Below are 24,623 nucleotides of genomic sequence, written 5' to 3'. Positions count from 1 at the left end.
GCAACCGATACCTGTGATGGTGATGTTTCGAATAGTGTAAAAACAAGCGGCGCTTTTGTTCCGTCAGAGACTTGCGCTAACGCAGGAACCTATACCAACACCTGGACTGTAAAAGACGATTGCGGAAATACTTCTGATACTTTCACGCAAGTGATTACCATTGAAGATACTACCGCACCAACCTGGAATACTGCGGCGGGTGCTTTAAACGTAACAGTGCAATGCAGCGATGCTGAGGCTTTGGCTGCTGCACAGGCACAATTCCCTATCGCAACCGATACCTGCGACGGTGATGTTTCGAATAGTGTAAAAACAAGCGGCGCTTTTGTTCCGTCAGAGACTTGCGCCAACGCAGGAACCTATACCAATACCTGGACCGTAAAAGACGATTGCGGAAATACTTCTGATACTTTCACGCAAGTGATTACCATTGAAGATACTACCAAACCTATGTTCAGCGGAGATCTTCCAACAAATATCACTGTTTCCTGCGATGCAGTTCCTGAACCCGCCGAACTGGCAGTTTCGGACAATTGCAATTTAGATTTACCGATTGTTTTCTCTGAAATAAAAAGTGACATTCAAAATCAATGTAACTCTAATTATACTTTGACACGCACCTGGACCACAAGTGACTGTTCCGGTAACACAGCATCTTATTCACAAATCATAATGGTGAGTGATACAACACCTCCAACCGGAACAGCGCCTGCGGATGTAGCCGGATTACAAAGTATTTCTGACATTCCTGTTGGTCGTCCTCAGGATGTTACAAATGTTTCTGATAATTGCGATTCAAATGTAACCGTTACGATCAATGACAGTAATAATGGTGCAAACGGATGCGATGGAAACGCTTATGTTTTAACGCGAACTTATACGCTTACAGATTGTTCCGGTAATAAAACGGAATTGATACAAACATTTACTGTAGAAAATAAAGTTAGTGTGAGCGCAGTCGTTTCAAACGTAACCTGTCTTGGAGGTACCGATGGTGTGATCACTGTAACAAGCAGTCCCGGTTCAATTGTTGTTATTAGAAATCAAAATAATGAAGTTGTTGGAAATATGAATCTTCCCGCTGGTATTTATACCTTAACTGCAACTTCCGCTGTAAATAATGAAAACCAAACTTGTACTGCAACTACATCAGTTACTATTACTGAGCCTCCGTATAAAATTAAAATATCTGGCCAAATTATAAATGCAGATACAAATACTCCGCTTGCTAATGTGCCTGTAACGCTTATACCACAAGGAACAACAACTGGCCCTGTTCTATTACGGTTAACAGATGCTAACGGAATGTATAGCTTTACCGGCATGGCTTCCGGAAATTATGTGGTACAAGTACAGGATGCCAATTTAATTAGTGCTTACCAATTATATCCTGTTAACTCAAATTCGTTTTTAACTGCTCTTGAAGAATGTAAATTCCAGGTACATAATTTCGAATATGGAAAATCAAGCCTTCCTGTTTTAGGCGATTATGTTTGGTACGACACCAATGCCAACGGAGTTCAGGATGAATGGTATGATGCCAATAATGATGGTGTAGTAACCAAAAACATACCGGATGGTAATGGAGCTGTTGATTATAGTTTATGGGAATGGATTGATTTAAATGGTGACGGAAGTTACTCCGGTGCTCAAAATGTTGGCGAGTTAAATGCCGGCGGTTTCGGAAACGCAATGAGTCCAAACGTTATTATTGATGGTCCAAACGGATATCACGCAGAAGTTATCATTGGCATGCAGGGATTTTGGATCAACCGACCTGCTTTTGAAAATCCTTATGGCGATTATAACGTAAAATTGCTAAGAGATTCCAGTTTCGATACTGCTGCAGCAGCTTTAGGAGCAACAGGACTGGTGAAAGTTATTCCTTCGGCAGCAGCCAAAAACGCACCATCTAAAACCGGAAAAGCGCAAATGCATACTATTTGCAGCATAACCAGTACGGGTGCTTATATTGCAACAGTTACAACTGCTGATTTGGTTCATTTAGATCTTGACTTTGGTATTGTCTGCAAAACGTATGCTGACATCATTGCCAATGACGATAGTGCAGGTCCGATAGCGGGAGTGAATATAAAAACGCCAAATATTTTGAATGTACTGCCAAATGACACGTTGGAAGGTGTAGTAGTAACGGCTGCAGATGTTGTAATCACTACCGTAACACCAAACGAATTTTTACAATTGAATCCTGATGGTTCTGTAGATCTTTTACCAAATGCTCCTACTGGCACATTAACCATGGTATATCAAATTTGTGAAGCCGATGATATCAGTAATTGTGATACCGCAATGGTAACTGTAACAGTAATAAATACACCTCCGGCTCCGCCAACAATTCAAGCCAATGATGATCTGTATGCTACTATTGGCTGTACTACTTTTGGACTGGTTGGAAATGTATTGAGTAATGATTTCTTAGATACCGCAGCTGCCACCATAGAACTTACCAACTTTACTTTAATAAATGAAAACAATAATGCGGCAAAAACAGATCCGAACATATCAATTGATGCTTCCGGTAATGTAAATGTATCCAGCTTAACACCGGCAGGGACCTACACCTATATGTACCAGCTTTGTGTTAAAGCATTCCCGGATATTTGCGATACTGCCACTGTTACCATAACTGTAGTTCCAAACGGCATAACCAATATAAGAAGTGAGGCTTGTGCAGATGACTCAACTCAGATTAATCTGCAGACTTTACTGCCTGAAAACACTCCGTTAACTGGAACATGGGCGGATACAGGTAACAGTAATGCATTGCAGGGCAGCACCTTTAATCCGTTTGGTTTAGCAGTGGGTACTTACGCTTTTGAATATAAAATAGTAGATGAAAGCTGTCCAAGAAGTGTTGTATTAACTATGGAAGTAAATGACGACTGTAAAGTGCTGGCTTGTGAAAGCATCGTGATACACAATGCCTTTACACCGAATGGTGATGGAAAAAATGATTTTTTCCAGATTGATCATATTGATGAAGTGACTTGTTATCCTAAAAATACGGTAGAAATTTACAATCGTTGGGGAATATTAGTATTTGACACCATCAACTACAATAATACAACTAATGCATTCGACGGGACTTCAAGAGGACGAACAACTATCAAACAATCGGAAGGTTTACCGACAGGCACTTATTTCTATATCATTAATTATGAGACTTTAGACGGAAAAAATATCGTTCAAAATCATAAAGAAAGTGGTTATCTTTATTTGTCCAAATAAAAATACCCTGACAGTGATTGCGGATTATAAGTATTAATAAAAAAATCATTAGTAATAATTGAATAATAAATAGCTACTATGAGAACAAAATTATTTTTCTTAGTCATCATGTTTACAGCAATAACTGGCTATGCACAGCAGGATGCCCAGTTTACACAATACATGTACAATACGATAAATATCAATCCGGCCTATGCAGGATCACGTGGAGCCCTGAGTATTTTCGGCTTATACCGTACGCAATGGATCGGACTTGACGGTGCACCGGAAACGAGCAGTTTTTCGGTTAATACGCCCATAAACAACAGTAATTTAGGGGTTGGAATTTCACTGGTCAATGATAAAATCGGGCCAACCAATGAAAATACGCTTTCAGCCGACCTTTCTTACACGATTCAGACATCAGCTAATTTCAAACTTTCTTTTGGGATCAAAGGGACGGCTAATTTATTCAATCTAGATATTAACAAACTGAATCCCGCAGATCAGGGAGATCCTCAGTTTCAGGATCTCCGTAATAAATTTTCTCCCAATGTAGGCGCCGGGATTTACTGGCACTCTGATAAAGCCTATATCGGTTTATCAGTACCTAATTTTATTGAAACTGATCGCTACAGTAATAATGATATTGCCATTTTTAAGGATAAAATAAACTATTATTTCATGGCGGGTTACGTTTTTAATTTAGATCATTATGAGTACATTAAGTTTAAACCTGCCGCTCTTGTTAAAATGGTAGAGGGTGCCCCTTTACAAGTCGATGTTTCTGCCAACTTTATGTTTATCGATAAATTTGTTCTGGGTGTCGCTTACAGATGGAGCGCTTCGCTAAGTGCAATGGCCGGTTTTCAAATTACAGATGGTTTATATATCGGATATGGATACGATCACGAAACTACCCATTTAAACAATTACAATTCAGGCTCCCACGAGATCTTCTTACGATATGAATTTTTATCGAACAAAGGTAAAATGACAACTCCCCGTTTCTTCTAAAAAATAATGACCATGAAAAATTATATACTCCTTTACCTGACAATTATTATTGTTTCCTTTAACGGTTATGCCCAGCAGTCGAAAATAAATTCTGCCGATAAAAATTACAATAACTATGCGTATATAAATGCCATAAAGATCTACGAACGTGTCGCCGAAAAAGGGTACAAATCTGAAGACATGTTCAAAAAACTTGGGAATTCGCATTATTTTAATTCTGATTTTGAAGGCGCTGCGAAATGGTACAATGCCTTATTTGAAATGAATAACGATGTGGAAGCAGAATACTATTACCGATATGCCCAATCACTCAAATCAACGGGGCAAATGGATAAGGCAAAAAAAATTATGGATGAATTTAATTCGAAATTCAAAAATGACAGCAGAAGTAAACGCTACGATGAAAATGAAGATTATCTGAATAAGATAAAAGCAAATTCAGGTCGTTACACCATTGAAAATGCCGGCATTAATTCTAAATATTCCGATTATAGTACCTTTGTACACGACAACAAAATCTACTTTGCCTCTGCACGGGATACAGGAAATTTTTCAAACCGGAAACACAAATGGACGGACGAATATTTTACAAATCTATATTTCGCAGATGTGGATTCTGTCAGAGTAATGAAATTTAAAAATGCCGTAAATACAAAATTTCACGAAGCAACTCCTGTCTTTACAAAAGACGGCAAAACAGTTTATTTTACGAGAAACAATTATGTAACCGGTAAAAAAGGAAAAGATGCCCATAAAATTACTCTACTAAAAATTTACAAAGCGACTTTCGAAAATGGTAAATGGAATAGCGCAGTACCCGTTTCATTTGACAGTGATAATTACAGTACGGCACATCCTGCACTTAGTCCGGACGAAAAAACATTGTATTTTGCCTCTGATATGCCCGGAACATTCGGCCAGTCGGATCTTTACAAAGTAAGTATAAACGACAATGGCGATTTTGGAACCCCAAAAAACTTAGGAAAGAGTATTAATACCGAAGGAAAGGAAACCTTTCCGTATGTCACGAGTGAAAATGAAATCTATTTTGCCTCCGACGGGCATCCCGGACTTGGCGGTCTGGATGTTTTCGTGGGTGAAATCGGAAATGACGGAAGCATTACTAATATCCAGAATATCGGTAATGATATCAATTCACCAAAAGATGATTTTGCTTATATAATAAATCCTGATTCCAGAAAAGGGTATTTCAGTTCCAATAAAGACGGAGGACAAGGATCCGATGACATTTACAAATTCCTGGAAACCAAAAGGCTGAAATGTTTACAAGAATTAAACGGGGTCATTACCGATGCTGAAACCGGAGCCACTTTGCCAGGCGCAAAAGTCACTCTATTTAACAATGAGATGGAGCAAAAAAATACGGTCCCTGCAGATGCTTCCGGAAATTATATCTTTCCTGTTGAATGTGGTAAAACCTATTATGTAAGAGCCGAAAAAACAGATTACACCACCAAAGAAGTGCCTATTACCATTGAAAAAACAAGCGGAAAAACAAGCCTGCCCATAGCTTTGGATAAATCGACCTGCAAAGTAACGGTCGGAGATGATTTAGGAAAATGTTTTGGTATAAAAATGATTTATTTTGATCTGGATAAATCGAACATTCGTTCTGAAGCGGCACTGGACCTTGAAAAAATACTGGCAGTCCTCAACGACAATCCCAACATGAAACTCGATATCCGGTCACATACCGACAGTCGCGCAACCTTTAAATACAATGAAAACTTGTCCGACAGAAGGGCAAAATCAACTATTGAATGGCTTATTGGAAATGGAGTATCTAAAAATCGACTGACCGGAAGAGGATATGGAGAAACCGAACTGGTAAACAAATGTGCTGACGGAGTACCTTGTACCGAAGCGGAACATCAGGAAAACAGACGAAGTGAGTTTATTATTACCGCATTGTAATAAAAAAATCTTTATTTAGTAAAAGCTGTCTGAAACTAATTCTGGCAGCTTATTTCTAAAAAAAATCGTTGTAATTCATAGAATTACAACGACTAACTAAAAAAAAACAATCCAATTTGTTTTTGTTATATTCTCGCAAATATATTGGTATAATATTTCTTTCCTGTTGCAGGATCGGTAGTAACAGAAATGCCGAAGTGCGTATAGTTTCCTTCGATATTTTTTTTGTGTCCCGGAGATTCCAGCCAGGCTTTCAGAACAGCCTCTGAAGTTTTGTAATTGTAAGCTACATTTTCTCCCACATTTTTAGCGGCAAGAACTTTCATAATATTTTCAGATCGGGAAACAAAATCACTGTGGTCCACAACATTGTTTGCAATCATATATTTATTATGTTCTTCGCATTTGTTAGAAATATGATTTACTTTTTCCAATGCATTTAAACCAATACTCGTACGATAATTGTTTATAAGCTGCATCAATTCTAATTCTGAATCATTGTAAGTATAGGTTACATTCAGAGTTTCAAGTATAACGCTGTTGGTGTCAGTTCCTTCTGCTGTGTCTGCAGAACATGAGTTCATTGTGATAATCATCACAACGAACATCATGGTGCGCATAATCTTCTTCATAGTCATTAGCATTTAGCGTTTAAAGTAAATGTTGGGGCAAATCCTTTAAAATATTATTTTAATATGTTCTTTTCATTTTCTGTGTCAAACATATTCAATTTGTCGCTAAACCGCAAAAATAATCGATGAAATACATTGCAAATCCTTTATCTAAAATAAATTTCTTACAACTAAGAAGACAGCCTTTCTATTTTCCATGAAAAATCAGTTTGGCTGCTGTATCTGATTCTGTCGTGCAATCTGTTGGGTCTTCCCTGCCAAAATTCAACCTCTAAGGGCGTTACTAAAAATCCGCCCCAATTTTCCGGTCTTGGAATTGGTTTTCCTTCAAATTCTTTCTCCAGTTTTTTCAGGTTTTCTTCCAAAAATGTTCTTGACGGAATTACGTCACTCTGATTGGAGACAATGGCCCCTAACTTGCTTCCGTCAGGACGGGAATCAAAATAACCGTCAGAGATATTTTCCGACGTTTTCTGTGCAATACCCTTTATAATCACCTGACGCTCCATTTCCTGCCAGAAAAAAGACAAACAGACATGCGGATTCGCAGCTATAGCTTTTCCTTTTTCAGAATTATAATTGGTATAGAAAATAAAACCTTCTTCAGAAAATTTCTTCAGCAGAACCACTCTCGATTTTGGAAAACCATCCAGACCAATTGTAGCCACAGTCATCGCATTTACTTCTCCGCCTGCGCCAAAATCTTCCACTTCATGAAACCATCGGTTAAAAAGATTAATCGGATCTTCGGGAATAGTACTTTCAAGCAATTCGCTTTTTTCGTAAGATTTTCTATAGTTGCTTAAATCATTCATTTTTTAGATTTTTAGATTTTTGGACTTCTTAGATTGTTGGACTTCTTAGATTATCGGACTTCTTAGATTATTGGACTTCTTAGATTGTTGGACTTCTTAGATTTTAGATTTAACGGAATGTTGAATCTTTAACTCATTAAATCAGAAACTTAGCAACTTAGCTTCTCAGAACCTTAGCGCATTAGTCAAACTCAAAACTTCTTCCATCGTCTCCTAAAAGTACATTCGGAAAAATAGCTTCTGCTTCTTCTTTAAAACGTTCAATGCCATCATATCTTGTAGAATAATGTCCTAAAACCAATTGTTTTGCATTGGCTTTCAGGGCAATTCTTGCTGCTTCTTTTGCGGTAGAATGCAATGTTTTCAGAGCCAGAGGAGCTTCTGATTCTAAAAAGGTGGATTCATGGTATAAAACATCTACGTCTTTTATAATCGGAATAATAGCTTCATTGTAAACCGTATCGGAGCAAAAAGCGTAACTCATTGCAGGAATCGGATCGAAAGATAATTTTTCATTTTCGATTACGCTTCCGTCTTCCAGTGTTACATTGCCGCCGCCTTTTATTTTTTGATAATAGGCGGTGTGAATATTGTAGTACTGTACCGCCTCAACATTTAGTTTCCGGTCTCCCGGTTTTTCCTGAAACAGAAATCCATTCGTATAAACGCGGTGTTTCAATGGAATTGTTTTGACAATGACGCGGTTATCCTCAAAAATTACTTCACTTTCTGTCGATTCCAGTTCATGAAAAAACAGATCATAAGTTGTCCAGGAATTGGATAGCCTTAACTGTAAAGTGATAATTTCCTTCACTCCTTTCGGTCCATAAATGTGTAAATCGGTGGTGCGGCCTAATAATGCAAAAGTAGAAATCGTACCAATCAGTCCAAAGAAGTGATCACCATGCAAATGCGAAATAAAAATGTGATTGATTTTAGAGAATTTAATCTTGTTCTTACGCAACTGCGCCTGAGTTCCTTCTCCGCAATCAATCAGAAACATCCTGTTTTTTATTTCTAAAACCTGTGCTGTCGGATTCGTAATCGTTCTTGGAGTTGCGGCATAACAGCCGAGTATCGTTAATTTCAATATTTAATATTTAATCGTTTATTTGGTAAATCGTTTAATCGCCAGAATTATAATTTCATATAAAATCTATTATAACATGACATAAAATCTATTAAATAGTTAACAATTTTAGTTTAGTTGGTAAATTGTTTAATGGTTAAAAAGTAACTCAGCCAAATCGATTAAACAGTTCAACGGTTAAACAAATAAACAATTAAATCAACTTTAAAATCCGAGGTCTCTTTCAATTTCTTCCATTTCGATAATATCGTGTGCTTCCAGAAGAGAAGGAACAACCGTTAATTTATCAGAAACAGCATTAAAGTCAAGGTCTGCAACTACTATTACAAATGATTTTTTTGCTTTTTTATGTTGCTTCGAAAGTGGTAAAAACAGCTTTATATCTTTTTCAGATAAAGCAGTATGTGCTGATAGATCTATTATAATATTTTGTTTTTCAAAGGTTTTAAATTGCTGCGTTACTTTTTCCAGGAAAGCATTAAAATCTCCCTGTGTGTCTTTAATAGTAACGGTATGTCCTTTTTGATCTACTTTCATTTTATAATTTATATCGCTTTAATATGAGTACTAAGGTACAAAGTTTTTTTGGTGTTCCTTTTTTAGATTTGAAGTTTCATGTTTGTCAGGCTGAGCGAAGTCGAAGCCTCTTTTTACCTAAAAGCCTTTCGACTTCGCTAAGGGTGACAAATGAGCCGCTGAGACTGAAAACTGAGACTAAAAAACTACTGAATCTTCGATGCCAAAAGATAAATCACAGCCATTCTGATTGCTACACCGTTCTCTACCTGATTTAAAATCACTGACTGACTGGAATCGGCTACTTCACTTGTAATCTCTACTCCTCTGTTGATAGGTCCCGGGTGCATGATTATAATTTCTTTACCCAGCGAATCCAATAAGGGCTTGTCTACTCCGTATTGCTGTGCGTATTCCCGTGTTGAAGGGAAAAAGTTCACGTCCATGCGTTCGTTCTGAACACGTAACATATTGGCAACGTCACACCATTCCAAAGCTTTACGCAAATTAGGTTCCACCGTAACCCCAAGGGATTCAATATATCTTGGAATCAGTGTTTTGGGTCCGCAGACTTTTACCTCAGCACCCTGCATCTTCAAGGCATAAATGTTAGATAATGCAACTCTTGAGTGTAAAACATCGCCCACAATAACTACTTTTTTTCCGGCAACATCACCTAATTTTTCTCTGATCGAATAACTGTCCAATAAAGCCTGAGTCGGGTGTTCGTGTGCTCCGTCTCCCGCATTTACGATACTGGCTTTGACGTTTTTAGATAAAAAATAAGCCGCTCCGGGATTGGAGTGGCGCATTACAACCATGTCTACTTTCATGGAAAGGATATTATTTACCGTATCGATCAGGGTTTCTCCTTTTTTAACCGACGACTGGGCTGCCGAAAAACTAATCACATCAGCAGATAATCTTTTTTGGGCCAACTCGAACGAAAGTTTTGTCCGTGTACTGTTTTCGAAGAAAATGTTGGCAATCGTAATATCTCGTAATGAAGGAACTTTTTTAATTGGCCGGTTAATGACTTCTTTAAAATGATCGGCAGTTTCAAAAATCAGGTTAATATCATTCTCGTTGATGTATTTAATTCCTAATAAATGATTTACGCTTAATTCTTTCATTGTGTTTGTTTAATATTATTTGTCAAATTCCTGAAATACTGAACTTATTCAGTCTTTCAACACTTCTTTAAGGAGCAGCTACTCTATTGCACCATTCTGTCTACCACCTCACTATAATCTTGCAGATCTCTCGCATCTTCGTCAAAAATCTTCTGCCATCTGAAACCCGGAATCTCTATTTTAGTCGTTGCCGAACCATTCCATTTTATTACAAAATCGTTATTTATTAAAACTTCGGCAACCCGTTTCCCCACTTCAATGGTAGTTTCATCATCAGTATTATCTACTTTCTGGAAAGCGATAAACAAACCCGGATTTTCAATTGCAACAGCCCTTTCCAGATCTTGTCCGTGATAAAAACAATAACCATCAGATTCGACTTCGTTTTCCTGAAGTTCTCTTTCCACCTCCACTACTTCATATTCACCTTCACTTGTGGTGTAACCTGCATTGTGAAGCGCAAAGATATTGTCATCACATAACGCATCAAACGCTTTTATGAGCTTTTCAGTATCTGTTGGGCTTTTCCACTGTTTACTTTCCGCCAGTACCTTTTGGTATTCTTCTCTTATTTTATCAAAAGCCCATTCTTCTGAGATTTCGTCTTCAAATTCGTTGTCTTGAATCTCTTCTATGATATTTTCCTGGATCTCATCAAGAGAAAGAAATCCCATTCTAACCTGATTAAAAATTGATTCATAAATAAACGCTTCGTTCTCTGTCATTTGTTGTTTAATCGTTGATTTGTTTAACCGTTTATTTGTGTGATCCTTTAATCGTCTGTTTTTGTGATTAAACGGTTAAACAAATAACCGATTAACCGATTCAACTAATTCGTTATCAAATACACGGCGTCTTCCCCTTCGTTTTCTTTCCAGCTCACTTTTACTTTTTCACCATTTATGGCATCTACCTGACGGCCGCGGTAATCGGGCTGAATAGGCAAATTGCGGCTAAAACGTCTGTCGATTAACACTAACAATTCAATTTCAGAAGGTCTTCCGAAAGACTGAATGGCGGTTAAGGCAGAACGAATGCTGCGTCCGGTAAACAAAACGTCATCGATAAAAATGACTTTTTTATTTTCGACTATAAAATTTATTTGTGTTTTATTGGCTTCAAGCGGTTTATCAGTTCGGCGAAAGTCATCCCTGAAGAAAGTGATATCCAGATAACCCAAAGAGATTTCCGGTGTCTGGTATTCGTTTTCTAATATCTGTTTCAGGCGTTCTGCCAGGAAAACACCTCTCGGCTGAATTCCCACTAAAATAGTATCCGAAAAATCTAAGTGTTTTTCAATCAACTGACAAGCCAAACGATGGAATATGATAGTAACTTCTTTTGAATTAAGTAATACTTTTTGGCTCATAATGCAGTGACATTTTTAGTTGGGCAAATATACGAAATCAGAATTTATTTGTTGGGGTGTTGGGTGTGGAAATATTTTTTTTCAACAATAAGCATGTTTGTTTTTTCTGAAAACCGATAAATATTAGAACTTTTCAACCAAATTATATAAAACCTTTTTTCGCTGTTTGAAGTAATTTTATCCCACCCTAATTAGAATACTAAATTCTTTTTAAAACAATTAAAACAGCAAAATCATGCAAAAGAACATTACACGTTTGTTAATGGTATTCGTAATACTATTTTCATTTACAAGTTGCGAAGTTATTGGAGACATTTTTAAAGCCGGAATGGGATTCGGAATTTTTATCGTAATCTTTATTATTGCGATCATCATTTTCATTTTCGCTAAACTTTTCGGCAGAAAATAAAACATAAAAAAAATCCCGTTACAAAAGCAACGGGATTTTTTTATCTCACTAATTTCATAAATAATATCTCTTCTTTCGCAGTTACCTCTTCTTCCTCTTCATTTTTATTTTTTACTGTTCAAACAGCTATCAAAAGTGTTATCCCGGTAAGCAACTTACTAATACCTCCTGACCGCTTACAATATACTTTTTAGTTAAAAAAAGCCACCTAATTCATACTTTTTTCTACAGTTATCAATTAGAAACAACCACTTATCAATCGGTTTATGGTTTTTTATTTATCGTTCCTAAATTCAAATCACAAATTTACTAACGAAACTAAAATAATTGTAAAAAGTATGAAAAAAAATAACAACAAAAAAGTCCGAACGGTACTTTTATTTTCTTTAAAAACATCCTTAAAGAAAAAACTAGCCGCTCTTTTTCTTATTGCTTCGGTACTGGATGTACAATCCGGAAATTATGCGAAGAAGTTAAAAACAGCGAACAAGCCGGTTGTTACTATCACACGTGAAATTTCAGTTCAGCAGAAAATTCATGGTGTAGTTAAAGACCAAAACGACCTTCCTTTAATTGGAGTAACCATTTTAGTAAACAATGAAAAACAAGGCACAACTACTGATTTTGATGGTAAATTCGAAATACTGGTACATAATGGTGATGTGATTCATTTTAGTTTTTTAGGCTTTAAGACCAAAAAGATTAAAATGACCAATCAGGTTGTACTCAACGTTACCCTTGAGCCCATTACCAACGAACTGGACGAACTCGTTTTGGTAGGCTATGGAAAAACATCCCGGGATAAAATAACCGGTGCTGTCACAAAAGTCGATACCAAAGTATTGCAAAACACACAAAATGTATCTTTTGCTGATGCTTTAATTGGTGTAGTCCCGGGTTTATTTGTTCAGGAAAACTTTACCTCTCCCGATGCACCGCCCTCCATCTTATTAAGAGGTGTTGGTTCTATAAGTGCGAGTACAGAACCGCTGATCGTGGTGGATGGTATTCAAATGCCGAGGTCGGGACTAGGCGCCTTTTCGTTAAATGCCGCAGACATAAAAGAAATCAGTATTCTGAAAGATGCTGCTTCAACTTCTATTTATGGATCTAAAGGAACAAACGGCGTGATCATAGTTACTACGAAAAGAGGAAACCGAAATGCAAAACTACAAGTTAGTTTCAATACCAGACTGGGGGTTAAAAAAGCAGATCAGTCCTTTACCAATGATTTAATGAATGGTTCTCAAAAATTAGATTTTGAAGAATCATTGGGGTTTTATAAATCTAATCCGGCATTGCTTCAAAAAAGAAGAGACTCCAATACGAATCTAAATTGGGCAAATCTTCTTTTAACGAATGAAATCAACAGAGAAAACGACATTTCTTTTTCGGGAGGTTCAGACAAAGCCAATTATTATACTTCTGTCACTTACAATAATGTCGAAAATATCTTTGGCAGCCACTATAAAAGATATACCGCAACAATGAGAATGGATTTTGACCTGGGATCTACATTAAAGGCAGGATTTTCAGGAAATTTCGGAAATGTAAACGAAGAGGATAAACGAACGATTGGATCCCCATTTTCTAATGCCTTTTTATTAAATCCGTGGCTGACCGTTTTTGATGATAATGGAGATCCCCTGAGACTGCTGGATGTTGGTAACTCTTCCGGAATTCCTTACAACCCATTATATGTTCGCGATAATACCGATATAAGTGCCAACCGAAAAAATATTGGCGGAAGCGTTAATCTAACGTATACACCTTTTAAATGGTTAAGCTTAAATGGCGTTTTAGGAGCAAATTACAACACTTCAAAAAGCAGCAGTTTCGAAAAAGTCATAGTCAACGGAGGTGTATTAAGTTATTCTAACGGCGATAATAATAACTATACGGGAACGCTGACAGCAAGCATAGCCCAAAAAATAAAAAAACACAATTTTGATTTTATACTGGGCAATGAATTTAACGAATACGAAACGAACAGCTTGTCGGTATTTGCCAGAGATTTCAATTCCGATGCGATACAAACTATCAGTGCTGCAAAAACCGTGTCTACCATTAGTGAACGAAAATCTCACGCCGGTTCCTTATCTTATTTTTCAAGATTAAATTATTCGTTCGATAACACCTACAGTCTATCCTTATCCTTCAGGAGAGACGGATCTTCCCGTTTTGGTGACAATCATAAATATGCGAACTTCTGGTCTCTCGGAACTTCCTGGAATATTTACAATGATTTTTTTAAAGACAGCAGTATCATAAACTCTTTAAAATTAAGAGCCAGTCTTGGAACTTCGGGCAATGATTTTATTGGCGATTTTGCTTCCCAGTCTTTATATGGTTACAGAAGCCAGATCAATTATGCCGGCAGCACAGTACCGTACTTAACAAGAGGAGAAAACGCAGATTTAACCTGGGAAAAGAACAATAATAAGAACTTCGGTCTGGATTATGGTGTATTCAAAAATCGTATTTCGGGAACAATTGATTATTATATCAGAGACACTAAAGATTTATTAAACAGTAAGCCTCTTCCATTAACTTCGGGTTTTACCGAACTGATTTCGAATATTGGAGATTTTAGAAATGAGGGTATTGAAATAAACCTTCACCTCGTAAACTTTAAAAACAAAGATTTTTCGTGGACCACCGATTTTAATATTGCCTTTAATAAAGGAACTGTTTTATCGCTATCGAATGAAAAGGATATGCTTATAAATTCCGGATCTACCGTATTTAAAGAAGGCAGCCCCATAAGATCTTTTTATATCACGGACTGGGCAGGTGTAAATCCGAAAACGGGTTTTAATCAATATCGGGCACAGGACGGGAAGCTGACAGACTATAACACGAGCAGAACAGCCTCTAATGCCAACGAGATTAACGGTCTGAGACAAGTTGTCAATAAAACCTCTATACCTAAATATCATGGTGGTCTGACCAATACGTTCCGATTTAGAAACCTTGATATGTCGTTCCTGATTTCTTATGCCGGAGGACATTACGTTTTAAATGAGGGCATTTATAACTTATACAACAACCCCGCTTTTAACCAGCATGTTAACGTAGCAGCTGCGTGGAAAAATCCGGGCGATCAGACAGATTTAGCCATAAGGCAGGTCTATCTGGCCCGGCCAACATCGCCCATGGTTTCCGACTACAAAACTTCTTCTCAGTTTCTTCAGGATGCGTCCTACATTAAATGGAAGAATATTACTCTCGGCTACACGCTCAACAAAACGGTCTCTGATAAAATAGGGATTCAGCGTTTACGAATTTACGTTCAGGGACAAAACCTGCTCACAAAAACAGCCGTGTCTTACATAGATCCGGAATATGCGTCTGCCAGTGGCGGTATTGGACTTTCCTCTTCAATTCTAAGAGGCTACTCGTTTGGTCTTAATGCTAATTTTTAATACAAAAGATTATGAAAACAAATATAAAATTACTTTTTACTGCAGCAGTGTTTATTTTTTTTAGCAGTTGTTCTGATGATATTATAAACAAACAACCGCTGGACGAATTAGCTCCCGGTACCCTGCTTCAGACCGAGGGAGGTTTCAGAAGTGCTTTGGATGGTGTTTATGGTCTTATGAAACAAGACTTCAATGGGTATTCGTTTGGCATTTATACGATTCCTGAGGCCATTAGTGACGATCTTCTGGCCTCATCAAGCCCAAATGATTATTCTTTTGACAATAGTGTTGAAACCTTATATCCGTTGGCTTACAATGGTTCAACGGGAGGAATAGAAGGGTTTTGGAGAATTTCTTATCAGGCCATCAATAATGTAAACACGATCATTAGGCAGGCGAGATCGAGTTCCTTAAAAAATAAAGATGTCTTTTTGGGTGAAGCACTGGGATTACGCGCTTTATTATACTACAATTTATATCGGTTTTATGCTCCGGCTTATAATAGCGGTACAACCGCATTGGCTGTTCCTTACCGGTTTGAAACTGATGCTTTGCTCACAATCAAACCCAGAAACACCACGCAGGAAGTTATTGGTTATGTTCTGGCAGATTTAAAGGAAGCTGCAGCATTAGCAAACAATACGGCGAATTCGTACCGAATATCAAAAACAGCTATTTATGCATTATTGGCCAGAGTGTATCATGAAACCGCTGATTATAAAAATGCTATTGTTAATGCCAGCCTGGCGTTAACAGACAACAGATATAAATTAGAAAACACTTTAACTGCTTTAGAAAAAGAATGGGACAAAGATGAATCTAACGAAATTATTTTCAGAATCCGTTTTGAAAAAACCGAGACCGGACAAACTGCCGCACTTCTGGCCATACCTGTTTATTCGAGTTATCCGTACTTGGTATCTACTGATTTAATAAATCTGTACGACAAGACGAAAGACATTCGATTTACGGTATATTTTAAAAATCATCCCACAGTAAAAGGAAGCTATTACCCTAAAAAACAAGCAGGAACAAGAACCACTAATGCGGCGGCATTTGACCCGGGAAACATAGATTTGAAACTAATCAGAGTCCCTGAATTATATCTTATACTGGCAGAATCATATCTACGCGAAAACAATAACACGGCAGCATTAACAAATCTAAATAAACTAAGAAATGCCCGTGGTTTGGGCAATTATTCAGGAAATGATCTTAGCAGCGAAATTTTAAACGAACGAAGAAGAGAACTCGCTTTTGAAGGTTTCAGGTTTACAGACCTTAAAAGACTGGGACTGGGTTTTACAAGAGCAGATGGTACGGGTTTACCCGCTGATGCAAATCGGTTTGCTTTGCCGATTCCCCAAACAGAAATAGACCGTTCGGGCATTAAGCCAAATCCCGGATATTAGAACACATTGATTTAGAACTACTAGTCATTTCCGGAGCCAGAGTTTATATATCCATAACTCTGGTTTCCGGAATCCCAAAATTTTGCTTGTCTAACACTTAAAACCTTCTTAAATGAAAAAAGAAATAGTTCTTCTTTTTATGTTTTCTCTGGTTACCATAATAACAGCAAACGCCCAACGCAAGGAAATCCCTAAAGTTACCATACTAAAGAATGGATTTATCTTTAATGATAAATTTGAATTACACAAAGGCAGCTTAGTAATCACTGACGCTACAATTACAGCAATTTTACATGATGATAATATAAGTGAATATGTTGGAGCAATTATCATTGACATCACCGGAAAGTATGTACTACCCGGATTAATAGATACACATGTACATTTGGCAACGGCACCTGATCCCGATAGGGAAAAGAATAATCAATATATGAAGGACCAGCTTTCCAGGATGATATATGCCGGTATCACAACAGTAAGGGATATGACAGGTAACGCTATTATCCTGGCCGATTACAAACGTGCCAGTAAGCTGAATCAGTTGCCTGCTCCTTCTATTTTTTATGCTGTACAATTTGCAGGGCCAGCTTATTTTAATTTAATGAGAAAGCATTCTAAAGAAGATAAAGATTCACCATGGGAACGTACTATCACCGACACAACAGATATTAAAATGGCCGTAGCAGAAGCTAAAGGCGCAGGTGTAACGGGAATAAAAATATATAATGATCTAAGTCACAATATCATTAAAAAAATTGTAAAAGAGGCCAAAAGGCAAAGATTACAAAGCTGGAGCCATGCAGCAGTATTTCCTGCAACCCCAACCGCTGTCGCCAGCGCAAAAGTAAACTCCATGTCACACGCCTTTGACATTCCTTACGATTTTTCGGAAGGAAAGACGGAGCATCATAAAAAACCACCTGCCATTGATACCCAAAAACTGGATAAACTTTTACTTCTCCTGAAAGCCAACACTATTATACTCGATGCCACCAACTATATGGGAAAAAACAACAATTTTTTTGATGGTATGAAAATAACCAAAAGAGCTCATGAACTTGGAGTAAAAGTATCGACAGGAACAGACTGGCCGTACTTATTTGAAGAAGCCGGCACTACTCCGTTATTCAAAGAAATAAAAATACTAACTACTGACTGTAATTTCAGCAATAAGGATGCATTGATAAGTGCTACTAAAATCGGAGCAGAAAGCATTGGACTGAAAGACAGAGGTGTTCTGGAAGCGGGTAAACGTGCAGATATTTATATTACTAATTCAGATCCCGTACAAAACATCGAAAACTTAAAAGATGGTTTTATAACTATTAAGTCAGGGATTATTTATACTAAAAAATAAGTACTTAATAAGTGCTGAGAGTTGCCATACTAAAAAGAACTGGTTTAACCACAAAGACCTGTAAAAAGAAAAAACACTTGCAAAACGATTTTTGCAAGTGTTTTCTAAATATTTCTAATCCTTAAATTAGTATTGATTCTTTACGACCACACGAATTAAAGGTTGTACATTTTCTTTCTTTGCTCCTGAATTTTTTCATCATCCAGATACTCATCAAAAGTCATATAACGATCGATAACTCCGTTTGGTGTCAACTCCACTACCCTGTTACCAACCGTTTGTGCAAACTCGTGGTCATGAGTAGTAAAAATTACAGAACCTTTAAAGTTTTTTAACGAGTTATTAAAAGCGGTGATCGACTCCAGATCAAGGTGATTCGTAGGTTCATCAAGCATCAGGATATTGGCGCGCTCCATCATCATTCTGGATAACATACAACGTACTTTTTCTCCTCCTGATAATACACGGCTGGTTTTTAAGGCTTCTTCTCCGGAGAAAATCATTTTCCCTAAAAACCCTCTGATAAATACCTCATCACGCTCTTCTTCTGTTTTTGCATATTGACGTAACCAGTCTACCAAACTCAAATCATTTTCGAAAAACGAATGGTTTTCAGCCGGCAAATAGGCCTGATTGGTTGTAATTCCCCAGTCAAAAGTTCCGGAATCAGCTTTTTGCTCATTATTTAAAATCTGATAGAAAGCTGTTGTTGCACGTGAATCTTTCGAAAAAAGAACGATTTTATCGCCTTTTGCCATATTCAGATGAACATCTTTAAATAAAACGTCTCCATCTACAGAAGCGCTTAAGTTTTCTACATTCAGAATCTGATCTCCGGCTTCGCGGTCCTGATCAAAAATGATCGCAGGATAACGACGGCTGGAAGGTTTGATATCGGAGATATTCAGTTTAGAGATCATTTTTTTACGGGAAGTTGCTTGTTTCGATTTGGCAACGTTCGCACTAAAACGACGAATAAATTCTTCTAACTCCTGTTTCTTTTCCTCGGCTTTTTTGTTTTGCTGCGCACGTTGCTTTGCCGCTAACTGGCTGGACTCGTACCAGAAAGTATAGTTTCCTGAGTAATGATTTATTTTTCCGAAATCAATATCAGAAATATGAGTACAAACCGAATCTAAAAAGTGACGGTCGTGAGATACTACGATTACTGTATTTTCATAATTGGCAAGGAAATTTTCTAACCAGGCGATAGTTTCAAAATCCAGGTCATTGGTAGGCTCATCCATTATAAGCAAATCCGGGTTTCCAAAAAGTGCCTGTGCCAAAAGCACACGAACTTTAATTTTACCCTCAAGATCTCCCATTAGCGTATAATGGTGTTCTTCGTTGATTCCTAAGTTAGACAACATGGCGGCGGCATCAGAATCGGCATTCCATCCGTTCATTTCTTCGAACTGAACCTGAAGCTCCCCTATTCTGTCTGCGTTTTTATCGTTGTAGTCGAGATAAAGTTCATCCATTTCTTTTTTAACAGCGTACAAAACTTTATTTCCCATCAAAACGGTTTCCAGAACAGTATGCTCGTCGAACATGTTGTGATTCTGGTTTAAAACCGACATACGTTTTCCGGGCTCTAAATGAATGTGGCCTGAAGTTGGATCGATATCACCTGAAATGATTTTTAGAAAAGTAGATTTTCCAGCACCATTGGCTCCAATAACGCCGTAAATATTTCCGTGTGTGAATGTCGTATTTACTTCGTCAAACAAAATTCGTTTGCCAAATTGAACTGATAAATTATTGACTGTTAACATGAATGTCTTTTTAATTAATTTGGTGCAAAAGTACGGAAAAAGGTTCTAAGTTGCAAAGGTGCTTAGGTGCTAAGTTTTTCTCCAAAAAATATTTTTCACGCAAAGACGCAGAGATGCAAAGTAAACAGACATTAGAAGGGTATTTTCTGCTATAAGTTCATTTAAAATACTATTAATTTCAAAAACATTTGAAAGGAAAAATCTTTGTGTAAAATATTTACCATGTAAGTTATATCAGTTTATTTAAGATTGACTTTATTAACTTTAAAAAAAACTTTGCACCTTTGTCAGATTAATGAGCCAAGCTTTATTTGTAGCATAAACTTATATTGTCTTACATACTTATATGTTTAAAAAAAACTACAATTTACTCTCTTTCGCCAAAGCGACTTCCAGACTTTCAAAATTGGGTAAAACCTTAGAAATCAAACCTTCTTTATTGAGAATAAAATGTGTTGGAAAAGCATTCAAATCCAATATTTCATTCATGTAGATTTTCATATCCGGAATAACTGCATAGAACAATGGTTTTCGCGCTAAAAATACTTTTAATTGCTCTGGCGAATCTTCAGCAAGACTGACAAAGAGAATATCTTTTCTGTCTTTGTATTCCTCCACCAGACGATTTACCTGCGGAAATTCCCTTATGCAGGGCGTACAGTGAATGTACCAGCATTTGATTACTATAATTTTCCCTTTCATCGTTTCGTTTGAAACTTCATTTCCGTTTAAATCTTTAAATGAAAATTTCGGAAAAGGGATGCCTTCCATTTTATAATTTTTAAGGGCATCAAAACCTATTTGATTGATGGTCGCTTTTATACTTGAATCGGTATTTGAGTCAATTTGAAACAGTTTATAATAATAAATGGAATCATCTGATTTTAATCGGATTGGAATATAATTTCCATTCGCCAGCTGGTCTAAAAAAGATTCTTTTGAAATTTCTTTTGAAAAAACATCAATTGCTACAAAATCCCGGGAAAGCATAATGTTTTTATTCTCATAGGCTGACCATTCGCTGAAATTCTTTTGAATCTGAGCTGGATCAACTTCAGGTTTTTTGGAATTGGTCTGAGCGAAACCGGAAGTGAAAATTAGAAAGAGAATGATAATGCGGATTGATTTTTGCATGAAATTTTTAATATCATTATTGAGATGTAAAAGTACTTAAAAATCAGATTTCTCTTTAACAAACATTAAACGAAATTTTTATAATTATATCCTCTTAACTTTCTGATTCAATCCTATTTATTTTTTGTCCAATTTATTTCTCAGATAAGTTATTTCATTTTTTAAAATGTCTATTTGTTCCTGGTACAATTGTCTCTCTTTATCGAAATGATCTATTATCGTTTTCATTTCGTCCGGATTTGTATTAACACGATCAGCAACTAATTTATCCAGCTTCTGAGTTTCATGGAAGTCTATTATACTACTAACTTCAAGATCAAAAATGGCAGCTATTTTTTTTAATTTTTCAAAATTAATCTTCGTCTTACCTCTCTCTATATCAGAATACGCCGCCTGAGATATGTTTAACAGATCCGCTACATAGTCCTGAGAAAATCCCTTGATAATTCTAATCTTACGTAAATTTTCTAAAAGCATTTTTTTTCTTACAAAAATAAGAGATAATTTACACAAATAAATTATAATTGTAAAGTAAAACTTATAAAATATAAGTGAGTGTAGTTTTAATTTTGACGAATTAACAATTATAAACTCACAATTTATGAAGGCCGAAAAATACATTTTAATTTTATTATTGACTATTTGTTGTACTTCTTGCGAACATGATAATAGTAAAGACTTATTTAATAAGAGTAATTCAGCAAAACAAATTACGGTTGAAAATGGACGAATATCTTTTCCAGATAAAACTGTTTTTCATGATTTTTATAATAAATCCAAAAATCAAAGCAGTGATGAAATAGCTTCCCTTCTAGAAAAAGATTTTTATAAAAAAGATTTTTATTCTTTAAAACCAATTGTAAATGATCACACAGAAATTACTGAAATACAAAGGCACTTTGATAAAATTAAAAAAAACTATTCGTCAAAATCCTTAAACAGGAAAAATGCTTCCTTAACAGACGAAACAATTATAGAACACTATGATGAATTGGATGATATACTTGGAGATGACTTATTTCAAAGTTTACTGAATGAAAATGGAGAAATACAAGTAGGAGATATTATATATGTATACACAGAATATGGACTCTTATTCGCAAATAAAGAATATGTAAATGAAATTTATAATTTCATGCAAGTCAATCAAATTAACTCGCTTGGAGATATTGGAGAAATCGGGATTACTCAGCGTTATCCCAGTTTTAATTCAAATGGTGGGCTAAAACAAGTAACATCCCATGTCAGCTCCTTTATAGACATTAAAGAGGGTGACAAGATTTCGAAAAATTCTAAAAATAATTTTGATAAATCTATTTCAATGGAAAGTGTTACGGCGGTACAAGAGCCCATTTTCAATGATGCGGTTAATAATCTTTCGACTTGTAATCCGAATGACCCTTGGTTAGCCAATCTTTTTGGAGAAACTAAAGTTTGTACAACAAATTATGAGCGTAAACGTCGCGTAAAACTAAAATATTATAATGTAAATTTATTTTTAGCTTATTCGATTGGAGTGAAAGTAAAACATCAATTTAGAGGATGGACTGGAATTTGGAGAGAAGAAAGAGCAGATGAAGTTGCTTTGGGAGTAAATAGTGTAACCTGGTTTTTTGATAATTCAAAAGTTTTTAACAACACCACCAATAGCATGATAGTAAATTACTACGTCACAGATACTGGAAAACTCTATACAAGTTTAAACAGTTACAACAATGCAATATATGCAGGAACAAATAAGCCAATACCGAATTTACCAATTAAAAATCTTGATTTGGTAATCGAAGTTGCTGCAGATTTCATAGGTAAAGACCTTACCGAATATCAAATCCGTAAATTGTTCTACGGATCAATTTACGGACAGGCAGAAAAGATTATGAAATCACTAAACAAACCAATGGATGAAGTTGGTGTTATAATAAATCAAAGAGGACAATCAATTGTGCAATACTATAATTTAGGTACGAGATGCACTAATTGTTCTGATATACAAAAGAACTTTGATTGGGGAATCGTCAGTCCGAAAATAACGTATAATTTCGGAGTTGGAAATGGCGGTGATTTTAAAATTAACACTGGTTTTAATGAATTAAAATTTGATTTTAAAAACCCAAAAGTTACAGGAATAAACATATATGGAATGGCTAAAAAAAATATAACATGGCATGGATTTAAAATGGTTTTTTAAGATTATACTATTAATTCCAATAATAGTTCATTCTCAAAATAGAGAATTTAAAGATCGGGGAATTAGTGTCGAGGCTTCAACCCTAATCCTGTTCCCTTACGATTTTAGGATACCTTCAGAACATAATGAGATTTCTGAAACTAGTACTAAATCTAAAATACTGGGGACTAGTATACATTTAGACTACTATATTTCAAAACACTTTGCTTTTAGGGCAGGAAGTGGATACGAATTTATAAATCAGCCCAAAATTGATTATATCCCGGTTACTGGCGGGATTAAATGGGTTTTAAACGATACAAAAGAAAGTTTATCAACCTCTTTTGATTTAGGGGGGCATTTGGGACAAGTTGAAAAATTCGGTGTTCTAATGCGAATAGGAGTAGGCTACAGATTCGTAATTTTAAAAAAGGTTCTGGGCAGTTTTGAATTGTGTTATTCCCATCAAAATTTATACAAAACATTTATTAATCAATCCAATCAAAAAGTAGATTATCATAATATTGAAAGTGCCGGATTTAAATTGGGAATAGAAATTTATTAATAATATAAAACTATGAAAGTATCAAAAATAATACCCCTTCTCTTTATGCTGCTATTTGGTGGAAAAGTTCTTTCGCAGCAAAAAGCAACGGTAGAAAAATCAATTTTCGGCATACAAGCCGGTTTTTTAGGTTTTTGGATTAACAATGAAAGCAGCTTATCATCTAATCTGTCATTAAAAAGCGAATTAGGATTAGACGCAGGACTATTTGGAGGGAATTCAAATGACAAAATGGGCAGTGTCGTAGTTCCCGTTCTTACTTTAGAACCCAGATACTACTATAACATTCAAAAAAGAGCTGTTAATAATAAAGTTACAGCTAATAACAGTGCAAATTTTATTGCGCTAAATTTAAAATACCAATCCGATGTATTTGTTATTTCCAACAGCAATGTTGATGTAATAAGTACTTTTTCTATTATTCCAAAATGGGGTATTCGTCGAAACTTAGGAAATAATTTTCATTATGAAACTGGTTTTGGTGTTGGTTACAGACATTTTCTGGAAAAGATAAATAGCGAAAAAGGTGAAGTAACAGTTGATTTACATTTAAGAATTGGATATAATTTTTAAAATTTAAACTATAAAAAAACCCGACAATAAAATTGTCGGGTTCATAATGCGCTCCTTCAGGTGAAAACCAA

General features: G+C 36.1%; 20 protein-coding genes. 10 read left to right on the top strand and 10 right to left on the bottom strand.

Annotated features, from left to right (window positions below; translation table 11 throughout):
• From GJU43_RS14270 to GJU43_RS14260, 3 genes are all read left to right on the top strand, one after another.
• Positions 1-3,249 (top strand): gliding motility-associated C-terminal domain-containing protein (locus GJU43_RS14270; RefSeq protein WP_154341427.1); only part of this gene is annotated, 3,249 nt, incomplete at its 5' end.
• 78 nt (positions 3,250-3,327) lie between these two features.
• Positions 3,328-4,245 (top strand): type IX secretion system membrane protein PorP/SprF, encoded by a 918-nt coding sequence (locus GJU43_RS14265; RefSeq protein ID WP_154341426.1) that lies wholly within the window; start codon positions 3,328-3,330, stop codon positions 4,243-4,245.
• A 12-nt stretch (positions 4,246-4,257) separates the two neighbouring features.
• Positions 4,258-6,180 (top strand): OmpA family protein, encoded by a 1,923-nt coding sequence (locus tag GJU43_RS14260; protein ID WP_154341425.1) that lies wholly within the window; start codon positions 4,258-4,260, stop codon positions 6,178-6,180.
• 125 nt (positions 6,181-6,305) lie between these two features.
• On the opposite strand, the gene GJU43_RS14255 is transcribed toward GJU43_RS14260, so the two are convergent.
• The 7 genes from GJU43_RS14255 to pyrR form a co-directional block, all read right to left on the bottom strand.
• Positions 6,306-6,812: a CAP domain-containing protein gene (locus GJU43_RS14255; protein ID WP_154341424.1), complete on the bottom strand. Its 507-nt coding sequence runs from the start codon at positions 6,810-6,812 to the stop codon at positions 6,306-6,308.
• Between the two features lie 170 nt (positions 6,813-6,982).
• On the bottom strand, positions 6,983-7,627 hold the full coding sequence (gene pdxH, locus GJU43_RS14250) for a pyridoxamine 5'-phosphate oxidase (protein WP_154341423.1): 645 nt from the start codon (positions 7,625-7,627) through the stop codon (positions 6,983-6,985).
• Between the two features lie 181 nt (positions 7,628-7,808).
• Positions 7,809-8,717, bottom strand: a complete 909-nt coding sequence (locus GJU43_RS14245) for a ribonuclease Z (protein ID WP_154341422.1) — start codon at positions 8,715-8,717, stop codon at positions 7,809-7,811.
• 204 nt (positions 8,718-8,921) lie between these two features.
• On the bottom strand, positions 8,922-9,254 hold the full coding sequence (locus tag GJU43_RS14240; protein ID WP_154341421.1) for a ribonuclease Z: 333 nt from the start codon (positions 9,252-9,254) through the stop codon (positions 8,922-8,924).
• A 185-nt stretch (positions 9,255-9,439) separates the two neighbouring features.
• Positions 9,440-10,366 carry an aspartate carbamoyltransferase catalytic subunit gene (locus GJU43_RS14235; protein WP_154341420.1) on the bottom strand — a complete coding sequence of 309 codons (927 nt, stop codon included), beginning with the start codon at positions 10,364-10,366 and terminating at the stop codon, positions 9,440-9,442.
• 83 nt (positions 10,367-10,449) lie between these two features.
• Positions 10,450-11,091 (bottom strand): hypothetical protein, encoded by a 642-nt coding sequence (locus tag GJU43_RS14230; protein ID WP_154341419.1) that lies wholly within the window; start codon positions 11,089-11,091, stop codon positions 10,450-10,452.
• Between the two features lie 104 nt (positions 11,092-11,195).
• A complete protein-coding gene (gene pyrR / locus GJU43_RS14225; protein ID WP_154341418.1) occupies positions 11,196-11,735 on the bottom strand; it encodes a bifunctional pyr operon transcriptional regulator/uracil phosphoribosyltransferase PyrR in 540 nt (179 codons plus the stop codon).
• A gap of 235 nt (positions 11,736-11,970) precedes the next feature.
• Between pyrR and GJU43_RS22815 the strand changes: the two genes are divergently transcribed.
• From GJU43_RS22815 to GJU43_RS14210, 4 genes are all read left to right on the top strand, one after another.
• Entirely contained in the window at positions 11,971-12,144 is a 174-nt protein-coding gene (locus tag GJU43_RS22815) for a hypothetical protein (protein WP_195760050.1), read from the top strand.
• A 338-nt stretch (positions 12,145-12,482) separates the two neighbouring features.
• Entirely contained in the window at positions 12,483-15,569 is a 3,087-nt protein-coding gene (locus tag GJU43_RS14220) for a SusC/RagA family TonB-linked outer membrane protein (protein WP_154341417.1), read from the top strand.
• An 11-nt stretch (positions 15,570-15,580) separates the two neighbouring features.
• Entirely contained in the window at positions 15,581-16,981 is a 1,401-nt protein-coding gene (locus GJU43_RS14215) for a RagB/SusD family nutrient uptake outer membrane protein (RefSeq protein ID WP_154341416.1), read from the top strand.
• A 112-nt stretch (positions 16,982-17,093) separates the two neighbouring features.
• Positions 17,094-18,338: an amidohydrolase family protein gene (locus GJU43_RS14210; protein WP_154341415.1), complete on the top strand. Its 1,245-nt coding sequence runs from the start codon at positions 17,094-17,096 to the stop codon at positions 18,336-18,338.
• Between the two features lie 155 nt (positions 18,339-18,493).
• On the opposite strand, the gene GJU43_RS14205 is transcribed toward GJU43_RS14210, so the two are convergent.
• The 3 genes from GJU43_RS14205 to GJU43_RS14195 form a co-directional block, all read right to left on the bottom strand.
• Complete coding sequence (locus tag GJU43_RS14205; RefSeq protein ID WP_154341414.1) at positions 18,494-20,113, bottom strand: ABC-F family ATP-binding cassette domain-containing protein; 1,620 nt, start codon at positions 20,111-20,113, stop codon at positions 18,494-18,496.
• Between the two features lie 360 nt (positions 20,114-20,473).
• The gene (locus tag GJU43_RS14200) at positions 20,474-21,247 is read right to left on the bottom strand and encodes a TlpA disulfide reductase family protein (protein WP_154341413.1); all 774 of its coding nucleotides are present in this window, start codon (positions 21,245-21,247) and stop codon (positions 20,474-20,476) included.
• A 117-nt stretch (positions 21,248-21,364) separates the two neighbouring features.
• Entirely contained in the window at positions 21,365-21,724 is a 360-nt protein-coding gene (locus tag GJU43_RS14195; RefSeq protein ID WP_195760049.1) for a helix-turn-helix domain-containing protein, read from the bottom strand.
• Between the two features lie 124 nt (positions 21,725-21,848).
• On the opposite strand from GJU43_RS14195, the gene GJU43_RS14190 reads away from it, so the two are divergent.
• The 3 genes from GJU43_RS14190 to GJU43_RS14180 are packed head-to-tail and all read left to right on the top strand — an operon-like array spanning position 21,849 to position 24,552.
• Positions 21,849-23,435, top strand: a complete 1,587-nt coding sequence (locus GJU43_RS14190) for a hypothetical protein (protein ID WP_154341411.1) — start codon at positions 21,849-21,851, stop codon at positions 23,433-23,435.
• Positions 23,413-23,979: a hypothetical protein gene (locus GJU43_RS14185; protein WP_154341410.1), complete on the top strand. Its 567-nt coding sequence runs from the start codon at positions 23,413-23,415 to the stop codon at positions 23,977-23,979. Before GJU43_RS14190 ends, GJU43_RS14185 begins: the two co-directional genes overlap by 23 nt.
• A gap of 12 nt (positions 23,980-23,991) precedes the next feature.
• Positions 23,992-24,552 carry a hypothetical protein gene (locus GJU43_RS14180; protein WP_229655065.1) on the top strand — a complete coding sequence of 187 codons (561 nt, stop codon included), beginning with the start codon at positions 23,992-23,994 and terminating at the stop codon, positions 24,550-24,552.
• Positions 24,553-24,623: the final 71 nt, after the last annotated feature.

This window comes from Flavobacterium sp. LC2016-23, from assembly GCF_009674775.1.
Taxonomy (GTDB): domain Bacteria; phylum Bacteroidota; class Bacteroidia; order Flavobacteriales; family Flavobacteriaceae; genus Flavobacterium.
Note: the sequence above shows the minus strand (reverse complement) of the source record. Positions and strands in the feature narration are given on the sequence as shown.

Excerpts from the sequence above, each read along its gene's own strand:
- GJU43_RS14265 (WP_154341426.1), top strand. The coding sequence starts at position 3,328 with ATGAGAACAAAATTATTTTTCTTAGTCATCATGTTTACAGCAATAACT.
- GJU43_RS14260 (WP_154341425.1), top strand. The coding sequence starts at position 4,258 with ATGAAAAATTATATACTCCTTTACCTGACAATTATTATTGTTTCCTTT.
- GJU43_RS14255 (WP_154341424.1), bottom strand. The coding sequence starts at position 6,812 with ATGAAGAAGATTATGCGCACCATGATGTTCGTTGTGATGATTATCACA.
- pdxH (WP_154341423.1), bottom strand. The coding sequence starts at position 7,627 with ATGAATGATTTAAGCAACTATAGAAAATCTTACGAAAAAAGCGAATTG.
- GJU43_RS14240 (WP_154341421.1), bottom strand. The coding sequence starts at position 9,254 with ATGAAAGTAGATCAAAAAGGACATACCGTTACTATTAAAGACACACAG.
- GJU43_RS14235 (WP_154341420.1), bottom strand. The coding sequence starts at position 10,366 with ATGAAAGAATTAAGCGTAAATCATTTATTAGGAATTAAATACATCAAC.
- GJU43_RS14230 (WP_154341419.1), bottom strand. The coding sequence starts at position 11,091 with ATGACAGAGAACGAAGCGTTTATTTATGAATCAATTTTTAATCAGGTT.
- pyrR (WP_154341418.1), bottom strand. The coding sequence starts at position 11,735 with ATGAGCCAAAAAGTATTACTTAATTCAAAAGAAGTTACTATCATATTC.
- GJU43_RS22815 (WP_195760050.1), top strand. The coding sequence starts at position 11,971 with ATGCAAAAGAACATTACACGTTTGTTAATGGTATTCGTAATACTATTT.
- GJU43_RS14220 (WP_154341417.1), top strand. The coding sequence starts at position 12,483 with ATGAAAAAAAATAACAACAAAAAAGTCCGAACGGTACTTTTATTTTCT.
- GJU43_RS14215 (WP_154341416.1), top strand. The coding sequence starts at position 15,581 with ATGAAAACAAATATAAAATTACTTTTTACTGCAGCAGTGTTTATTTTT.
- GJU43_RS14210 (WP_154341415.1), top strand. The coding sequence starts at position 17,094 with ATGAAAAAAGAAATAGTTCTTCTTTTTATGTTTTCTCTGGTTACCATA.
- GJU43_RS14205 (WP_154341414.1), bottom strand. The coding sequence starts at position 20,113 with ATGTTAACAGTCAATAATTTATCAGTTCAATTTGGCAAACGAATTTTG.
- GJU43_RS14200 (WP_154341413.1), bottom strand. The coding sequence starts at position 21,247 with ATGCAAAAATCAATCCGCATTATCATTCTCTTTCTAATTTTCACTTCC.
- GJU43_RS14195 (WP_195760049.1), bottom strand. The coding sequence starts at position 21,724 with ATGCTTTTAGAAAATTTACGTAAGATTAGAATTATCAAGGGATTTTCT.
- GJU43_RS14190 (WP_154341411.1), top strand. The coding sequence starts at position 21,849 with ATGAAGGCCGAAAAATACATTTTAATTTTATTATTGACTATTTGTTGT.
- GJU43_RS14185 (WP_154341410.1), top strand. The coding sequence starts at position 23,413 with ATGGATTTAAAATGGTTTTTTAAGATTATACTATTAATTCCAATAATA.
- GJU43_RS14180 (WP_229655065.1), top strand. The coding sequence starts at position 23,992 with ATGAAAGTATCAAAAATAATACCCCTTCTCTTTATGCTGCTATTTGGT.